7 protein-coding genes are annotated in these 7,431 nt (G+C 67.6%); all 7 read left to right on the top strand.

Annotation, left to right across the window (positions count from 1 at the left end; all coding sequences use genetic code 11):
* Positions 1-451 (top strand): SDR family NAD(P)-dependent oxidoreductase (locus FREUN1FDRAFT_RS37225; protein WP_006545601.1); only part of this gene is annotated, 451 nt, incomplete at its 5' end.
* 110 nt (positions 452-561) lie between these two features.
* A complete protein-coding gene (locus FREUN1FDRAFT_RS37230) occupies positions 562-1,755 on the top strand; it encodes a sulfotransferase (protein ID WP_006545602.1) in 1,194 nt (397 codons plus the stop codon).
* Positions 1,745-2,794, top strand: a complete 1,050-nt coding sequence (locus tag FREUN1FDRAFT_RS37235; protein WP_006545603.1) for a hypothetical protein — start codon at positions 1,745-1,747, stop codon at positions 2,792-2,794. The genes FREUN1FDRAFT_RS37230 and FREUN1FDRAFT_RS37235 overlap by 11 nt, the downstream gene beginning before the upstream one ends.
* A complete protein-coding gene (gene cysD, locus FREUN1FDRAFT_RS37240) occupies positions 2,791-3,720 on the top strand; it encodes a sulfate adenylyltransferase subunit CysD (RefSeq protein ID WP_006545604.1) in 930 nt (309 codons plus the stop codon). The genes FREUN1FDRAFT_RS37235 and cysD overlap by 4 nt, the downstream gene beginning before the upstream one ends.
* A 68-nt stretch (positions 3,721-3,788) precedes the next feature.
* Positions 3,789-5,711 (top strand): sulfate adenylyltransferase subunit CysN, encoded by a 1,923-nt coding sequence (cysN, locus tag FREUN1FDRAFT_RS37245; RefSeq protein WP_006545605.1) that lies wholly within the window; start codon positions 3,789-3,791, stop codon positions 5,709-5,711.
* A 101-nt stretch (positions 5,712-5,812) separates the two neighbouring features.
* Positions 5,813-6,733 carry a TIGR03619 family F420-dependent LLM class oxidoreductase gene (locus FREUN1FDRAFT_RS37250; RefSeq protein ID WP_006545606.1) on the top strand — a complete coding sequence of 307 codons (921 nt, stop codon included), beginning with the start codon at positions 5,813-5,815 and terminating at the stop codon, positions 6,731-6,733.
* A 297-nt stretch (positions 6,734-7,030) separates the two neighbouring features.
* Positions 7,031-7,431: aminotransferase class I/II-fold pyridoxal phosphate-dependent enzyme (locus tag FREUN1FDRAFT_RS37255; protein ID WP_006545607.1), on the top strand; the 401-nt coding region annotated here is incomplete at its 3' end.

The raw sequence follows: 7,431 nt of genomic DNA on the forward strand, positions 1-7,431 counted from the left end.
CGACCTCGACGTGTGGACCCGCACGCTCGACGTCAACGTGGTCGGCTTCGTCCGGACGGCCCGCGCGGTTCTTCCGCACCTGCTCGCGAACGGCGGCGGCAGCATCGTCAACACCTCGTCGGGTGCGTCCGTCAGCGCCAGCGACGGCAAAAGGCCCGCGTACGGGGCCTCCAAGTCGGCTGTCAACGCGCTCACCCGGCACATCGCGACCAACTGGGGCCGGGCGGGCGTGCGCTGCAACTGCGTGATGCCCGGCCTGGTCATGGGCGAGCTACAGGAACAGCAGAACGACCTCGCCCTGCAGAAGATGTTCCTCGACCGGGTGCCCACGACCCGGTTGGGCCGCCCGAGCGACCTCGCCGCGGTGGTCGCGTTCCTGCTCTCCGACGACGCCGAATGGATCAACGGCCAGGTCTGGGCGATCGACGGCGGCGCCAACATGCGCAACTGACCCGCTGGCGACCGGCGAACAACCCGGCAGACCGAAAAGACCGCAGGCGGACGGTCTCCCAGGCGTGCGCACCCGAGTGCGCACCCGCGTGCGCACTCAAAGGAGTGATCGTGGCATTACATGACGAGCTGCTGGACGCGGCCCGGGCGGCGACCGGGCTCGAGGACTTCGGTGAGCGGTCCTTCGAGGAAGGCCTGGAAATCCTCACCCGCGCCCTGCGGACCGAGGCGCGGCTGAACGCCACCGGGCAGGCGACATTACGCGGCCTCCTCGTCGGACTCCTCTCCCAGCGCCTGCAGGTCGAGGACTGGTACCGACGCCATCCGGAGATCGACGACGAGCAGATCGTCGCGCCGCTGATCGGCCTGGGGCTGCCGCGCACAGGCTCGACCGCCCTGTCCTTCCTGCTCGCCGAGGATCCCCAGGCTCGCTCGCTGCGTATGTGGGAGGCCAACGCTCCGTGCCCACCGCCCTGCGTCGGCGAGGGGATCGAGGACCGGATCGACCGTGGCCGGACGGAGGTGGAGTTCCGGACGAAGACGTCGCCGCGCCGCGGCCGGCTCGTGCCCGCCAGCGCCACCGGGCCGACCGAGTGCCAGAGCCTGATGGCGCTCGACTTCAAGGCGCAGTACTTCCAGGCCTTCGCGCATATCCCCTCGTATTCGAAATGGCTGCTCGAGAGCGCGGACCTCACCACCACATACCGGTACGAGCTGCGCGTCCTCAAACTGCTGCAGTGGGGTTTCCCGAACCAGCCCTGGCGACTCAAGTGCCCGACCCATCTCCTTTTCCTGGACCAGCTCGCCGAGGTCTTCCCGGACGCCCGCCTCGTCATGACGCATCGGGACCCGGCCGAGGTCATGGTGTCGGTCGCGGACCTCTACGCCGCGGTCGCCCGCTCCTACTCCGACGACATCGACCTGCCCTACCTGGGTGCGCTCAACGTCGAGCACTGGTCGGTGGGAATGGAACGCGCACTGGCGTTCCGGGACAACGGTGGCGACAGCAGGTTCTACGACATCGACTTCCGGGCCATGCAGCGTGATCCGATCGGCGAGGTGACGGGTCTGTACACCTGGCTGGGTGAGCCGGTCACGCCCGCCTTCGGCGCCGGAATGCGGCGCTGGTGGGAGGAGAACGCGCAGCAGCGCGAAGCCAACGTGCATCCGGACCCGGCCACCTTCGGCCTCGACATCGACGAGATCCGACCGCTGTTCGCCGCCTACACCACCCGGGCCGCGCAGTGGACCACCCGCGAGACCTCGACCAGCGGCGCAGAAGGGCTGAACCATCATGGCGACTGACCCGTCGATTTCCTTCTCCGGCGGACTGCCCGCCGAGCGGGAGTTCTTCTTCCCGGCGCGGCCGGAGAATCCGGAGATGCGGGATTCGGCCAGTTTCTGGATCGCCGACGACAAGGGCGAGATCGGGATGCCCCGTTTCGGGATCGAGGCCGTCGGCGCGAACTGGGACGAACACCTGGTCACGTTCAACCTGGTGTTCAGGGACGGCCGGGTCTACCGGCTGCGCGGCAGGGGCACTCCGCATTCACCGTTCAACGCCGCCGGCGAGCCGGCGATTCTCGGCGCCGGCGGGCTCGCGTTCGAGGTGATCGAACCGTACCGGACGTGGCGGGTGACCTACGACGGTCCGGCCGTCGCCACCACGTCGCAGCGGCTCATCGACGGCGACCAGACCGGCCCGACGGTCAACCTCCGCGTCGAGGTGAGCACCACGATGGCCGTGCCGCCGTGGGAGCAGGGCGCGCTCCTGACGGATGCGGCCGCGCTGCTGCACAACACCAGCGACGGCGACATGATGGGCCACGGCCCGCGGATCGAGCAGCTGTTCACCGCCGCCGGAACCGTCGAGGTCGACGGGGAGACACACACGTTCACCGGCAGTGGCCTGCGGATCAAGCGGCAGGGTGTGCGGCATCTGGAGGAGTTCCGCGGGCACGCCTGGCAGTCCGCGGTGTTCCCCAGCGGGAAGGCGTTCGGCTACATCACCTACCCGCCGCACCCGGACGGCCGGCCCGTCTTCAACGAGGGCTACCTCTATCTCGGTGAGGGAAAGCTCGTCCCCGCCCGGGTGGTCGAGGCGCCCTGGCTGCGCCGGCTGGTCCCGGCGGGCGACCCGGTGCCGGTGGTGTTCGAGTCCGAGCTCGGAATCACCCGCATCGAGGGTGTCACCGCGCTGACCACGCATGACACGGCCTTCCGGCCGGAGCTGCCGAACTTCCCGGTGCTGTTCCAGGGCGAATGCCGCTACATCTGGGACGGCGAGGAGACCTACGGCATGCTCGAGCGATCCACCGTGCGCGAACTGATCGAGTGGACATGAGTGCGGGAGACGATTCTCCGGCCGAAGGTCACCTGAGCCATCTGCAGCGCCTGGAGGCGGAGAGCATCCAGATCTTCCGGGAGGCCGCCGCCGAGTCGGAACGGCCGGTGATGCTGTACTCGGTCGGCAAGGACAGCTCGGTCATGCTGCACCTCGCGATGAAGGCGTTCTACCCGTCGAAACCACCGTTCCCGCTGCTGCATGTCGACACGACATGGAAGTTCCGGGCGATGTACGAGTTCCGCGACCGACTGATCGCGGAACGGGGCCTGGATCTGATCGTCTATCAGAACCCCGACGCCGTGCAGCGGGGCATCAACCCGTTCGACCACGGCTCCGCGCTGCACACCGACATCTGGAAGACCGAAGGCCTGAAACAGGCGCTGGACAAGTACGGGTTCGACCTGGCGTTCGGCGGGGCGCGCCGCGACGAGGAGAAGTCCCGCGCCAAGGAAAGGGTCTTCTCCATCCGCTCGGCGGCGCACCGGTGGGACCCGAAGGACCAGCGGCCGGAGCTGTGGAGTCTTTACAACACGCGTAAGGCACCAGGGCAGTCGATCCGGGTTTTCCCCCTGTCGAACTGGACCGAGCTGGACATCTGGCTCTACATCCACCGGGAGAACATCCCGATCGTCCCGCTCTACCTCGCCGCGCCGCGGCCCGTCGTCGAACGCGACGGTACACTGATCATGGTGGACGACGACCGGATGCCGCTGGCACCGGATGAGGTTCCCGAGCAGCGCTCGATCCGGTTCCGAACCCTGGGCTGCTACCCGCTGACCGGGGCCGTCGAGTCGGAGGCCTCGACACTCCTGGAGATCATCCAGGAGATGCTGCTGACGACGAGCTCGGAACGGCAGGGCCGGGTCATCGACCACGACTCGTCCGGGTCGATGGAGAAGAAGAAGCACGAGGGGTACTTCTAGCCCGGCCGAAGAGCATGCGAGAATTCTTTTGATCGCATGCTCGGAGGCCTTCCCGGAGGGAAGGTCATATGGCGCACGTGACCAACGAGCTCGTCGCCGAGGACATCGAGGAATACCTGCGGCGACACGAGAACAAGTCGATGCTGCGGTTCATCACCTGCGGAAGCGTCGACGACGGCAAGTCCACCCTGATCGGTCGGCTGCTCTACGACGCGAAACTCGTCTTCTCCGACCAGCTCACCGCCCTGGAATCCGACTCGAAGAAGGTCGGCACCCAGGGCGGTGACCTCGACTTCGCCCTGCTCGTCGACGGCCTGGCAGCCGAACGCGAGCAGGGCATCACCATCGACGTGGCCTATCGGTTCTTCTCCACCGAGAAACGCAAGTTCATCGTCGCCGACACCCCGGGCCACGAGCAGTACACCCGCAACATGGTCACCGGCGCCTCGACCGCCCAGCTCGCCGTCATCCTGATCGACGCGCGCAAGGGGGTGCTCACCCAGACCCGCCGGCACAGCTACCTGGTGTCACTGCTCGGCATCCGCAACGTCGTCCTCGCGGTGAACAAACTCGACCTCGTCGAATACTCACCGGACGTCTTCGCCGCGATCGAGGCCGACTACCGGCAGTTCGCCGCGCGGATCGGGCTGGACGGCGACGCCATCCGTGCCATCCCGCTCTCGGCGCTGCGCGGCGACAACATCACCGCACTCTCGCCGAACACGCCCTGGTACACAGGGCCGACACTCGTCGGGCGCCTGGAGACCGTGCAGATCACCGACGTGGCCTCCGCCGGGCCGTTCCGGCTGCCGGTGCAGTGGGTGAACCGGCCCGACCTGGACTTCCGCGGCTTCTCCGGCCAGATCGCCGGCGGCGTGATCCGCCCCGGCGACAAGGTCCGGGCCCTGCCCTCCGGCCAGGAAAGCGCCGTCACCGGGATCGTCACCGCCGACGGCGACCTGCCTGCGGCCGCCGCCGGGCAGTCCGTCACTCTCACCCTCGCCGACGAGATCGACGTCTCCCGCGGCGACGTCCTCACCGCCGCCGACAACCCCGCCGAGGTCGCCGACCAGTTCGAGTGCCACCTCGTCTGGATGGCAGGCGAACCGATGCTGCCCGGCCGGCCCTACCTGCTCAAGCTCGGCACCCGCACCGTCACCGCGACCGTCACCCAGCCGAAGTACAAGGTCAACGTCAACACCCTGGAACAGAGCGCGACGAAAACCCTCGAGCTCAACGAGATCGGTGTCGCGAACCTCAACCTCGACCGGCCCGTCCCGTTCGACCCCTACACCGCCAACCGGAGCACCGGCGGATTCATCCTCATCGACCGGTTCACCCACGCCACCGTCGCCGCCGGCCTGCTGCACTTCGCGCTACGCCGATCCCACAACATCCACTGGCAGGCCGTCGAGGTCGACAAGCACGCCCGCGCCCGGCACAAGGGCCAGCGACCGGCCGTGGTCTGGTTCACCGGCCTGTCCGGCGCCGGCAAGTCGACCATCGCGAACCTCGTCGAGAAACGGCTCCACGACCAGGGCCACCACACCTACCTCCTCGACGGCGACAACATCCGCCACGGCCTGAACAAGGACCTCGGCTTCACCGATGCCGACCGCGTCGAGAACATCCGCCGCATCGCCGAAGTCGCCAGACTCATGGCCGACGCCGGACTGATCGTGCTGACGTCGTTCATCTCCCCGTTCCGCGCCGAACGCCAGCTCGCGCGCGACCTCCTCGACGACGGCGAGTTCGTCGAGGTCTTCGTCGACACACCCCTCGACGTCGCCGAAACCCGCGACCGCAAAGGCCTCTACGCGAAGGCCCGCCGCGGCGAACTCGCCAACTTCACCGGTATCGACTCCCCCTACGAGCCGCCGCCGCACCCCGAGCTACACCTCGACGCCTCCGGCACCATCCCCGCCGGCCGCAACGCCGAACACGTCGTCACGTACCTCCGCGACGCCGGCCTCCTCACCCCACCGTTCTGACAGGTAAGGGAAGGAATCGACCCGGTAGCGCTGCCACCGATCCCTGCGAGGATGGGAAGCTGGTCGCTGGAGTCGATTCCACCCGGCGCTGAGGGGAAACCATGAAACTGGGCTTTGCCATGCCGCATCTGCTGCGCCTGAAGGCCACCTGCCAGCCGTGGGAGGCCTCTGTGACCGGCGCGGACCAGACCCGACTGGCACGGTGGGCGGAGAAGCTCGGCTACGCGATGATCGCGGTGCCCGAGCACCACATCATTCCCAGGGCCCATGTCGACCTGTCGGGTCCACACTATTTCAGCGCATTCCCGGCCATGGGTTACTGGGCGGGCGCGACGGAGCAGATCCGGGTCAACTCCTGTATCTCGATCCTGCCGTTACAGCATCCGGTTGTGACCGCGAAGGCGGTCTCCACGATCGACTGGCTTTCCGGTGGCCGGGTCACGGTGACGTTCGCGGTCGGCTGGCTCAAGGAGGAGTTTGACATCCTCGGTGTTCCGTTCCACGAGCGCGGTGCGCGGGCCGAGGAGTACATCCAGGCGATCATCGAGCTGTGGACCAGCGACTCGCCGGAGTTCGAAGGGCGGTTCGTCTCGTTCCGGGATGTCGCCTTCGAGCCGAAGCCCGTCCAGAAGCCGCATCCGGTGGTCTGGTTCGGCGGTGACGCCGACCCGGTGCTGCGGCGGGTCGCCCGCTACTCGTCCGGGTGGTGGCCGTTCCTCACCAGGCCCGAGGACATTCCGGCCCGACTCGACTTCATCAGGTCCCAGCCCGACTACAACGGCCGCCTGGCCGAGGTGTTCTACGGCCTGGGCACCGCCCGCGTCGGCGAGGGCCATGCCGTCCAGAAGGACCCGAACGCCCGGCCTGGAATGCCGAAGCAGGAGATCATCGATCGCCTCGGCTGGTTCGCCGAACTCGGCGTCACCATGAGCTCGGTGCCCATTCCCACCCTCAACCACATCCAGGAGTACTACGACTACACCCAGTGGGTCGCCGAGGAGATCATGCCGGCGATTCGCTGACGTGGCGGCCTTTTCTCTCGCCGGCCGGTCACTGATGACGTCAAGAGAATACAACGTTTAACCTCGCCAGGTCGGCCACACAAAATGGCTTGACAGGAATGCTTGACGAGAATAAGGAAAGTTCAAGATGATCGACTTTCGGGGAAACCCGTAGGGCTTCAGGTCGGGTCCGCGTGGGACGCGATAAGGTTTTCCCGACGTCGACGATGGGGTAGACGGATGGACACGCAACAGCCGGTGGACAGCACAGGCCCACGCGATCGCTGGTGGGGGTCCTACGCGAGCCGGGCATCCGGGATGCTCGCCTCCGAGGTCCGGGCCCTGTTCGCAGTCGCGAGCCGGCCGGAGATCGTCTCCCTCGCCGGCGGCATGCCCGCCGTCGACGCGCTCCCCCTCGAAGCAGTCGCAGCCACCACGTCAGACCTGATCACCCGACGCGGGGCCGTCGCGCTGCAGTACGGCTCGGCGCAGGGCGACCCGCAGCTGCGGGCCCGGATCTGCGACGTGATGGCCATGGAGGGCATCACGGACGCCCACCCGGACAACGTGGTGGTGACCGTCGGCTCACAGCAGGCGCTGGACCTGCTCACCAGGGTGTTCATCGACCCCGGGGACGTCGTCCTCACCGAGGGCCCGACGTACGTCACGGCGATCAACACGTTCGCCGCCTACCAGGCGCGGGTCGTGCATGTGCCGAT

Origin of the sequence: Parafrankia sp. EUN1f (assembly GCF_000177675.1) — a bacterium.
GTDB lineage: Bacteria > Actinomycetota > Actinomycetes > Frankiales > Frankiaceae > Parafrankia.

Bases quoted from the DNA above. Each gene is read 5' to 3' on its own strand.
- cysD (WP_006545604.1), top strand. From the start codon at position 2,791: ATGAGTGCGGGAGACGATTCTCCGGCCGAAGGTCACCTGAGCCATCTG.
- cysN (WP_006545605.1), top strand. From the start codon at position 3,789: ATGGCGCACGTGACCAACGAGCTCGTCGCCGAGGACATCGAGGAATAC.
- FREUN1FDRAFT_RS37235 (WP_006545603.1), top strand. From the start codon at position 1,745: ATGGCGACTGACCCGTCGATTTCCTTCTCCGGCGGACTGCCCGCCGAG.
- FREUN1FDRAFT_RS37250 (WP_006545606.1), top strand. From the start codon at position 5,813: ATGAAACTGGGCTTTGCCATGCCGCATCTGCTGCGCCTGAAGGCCACC.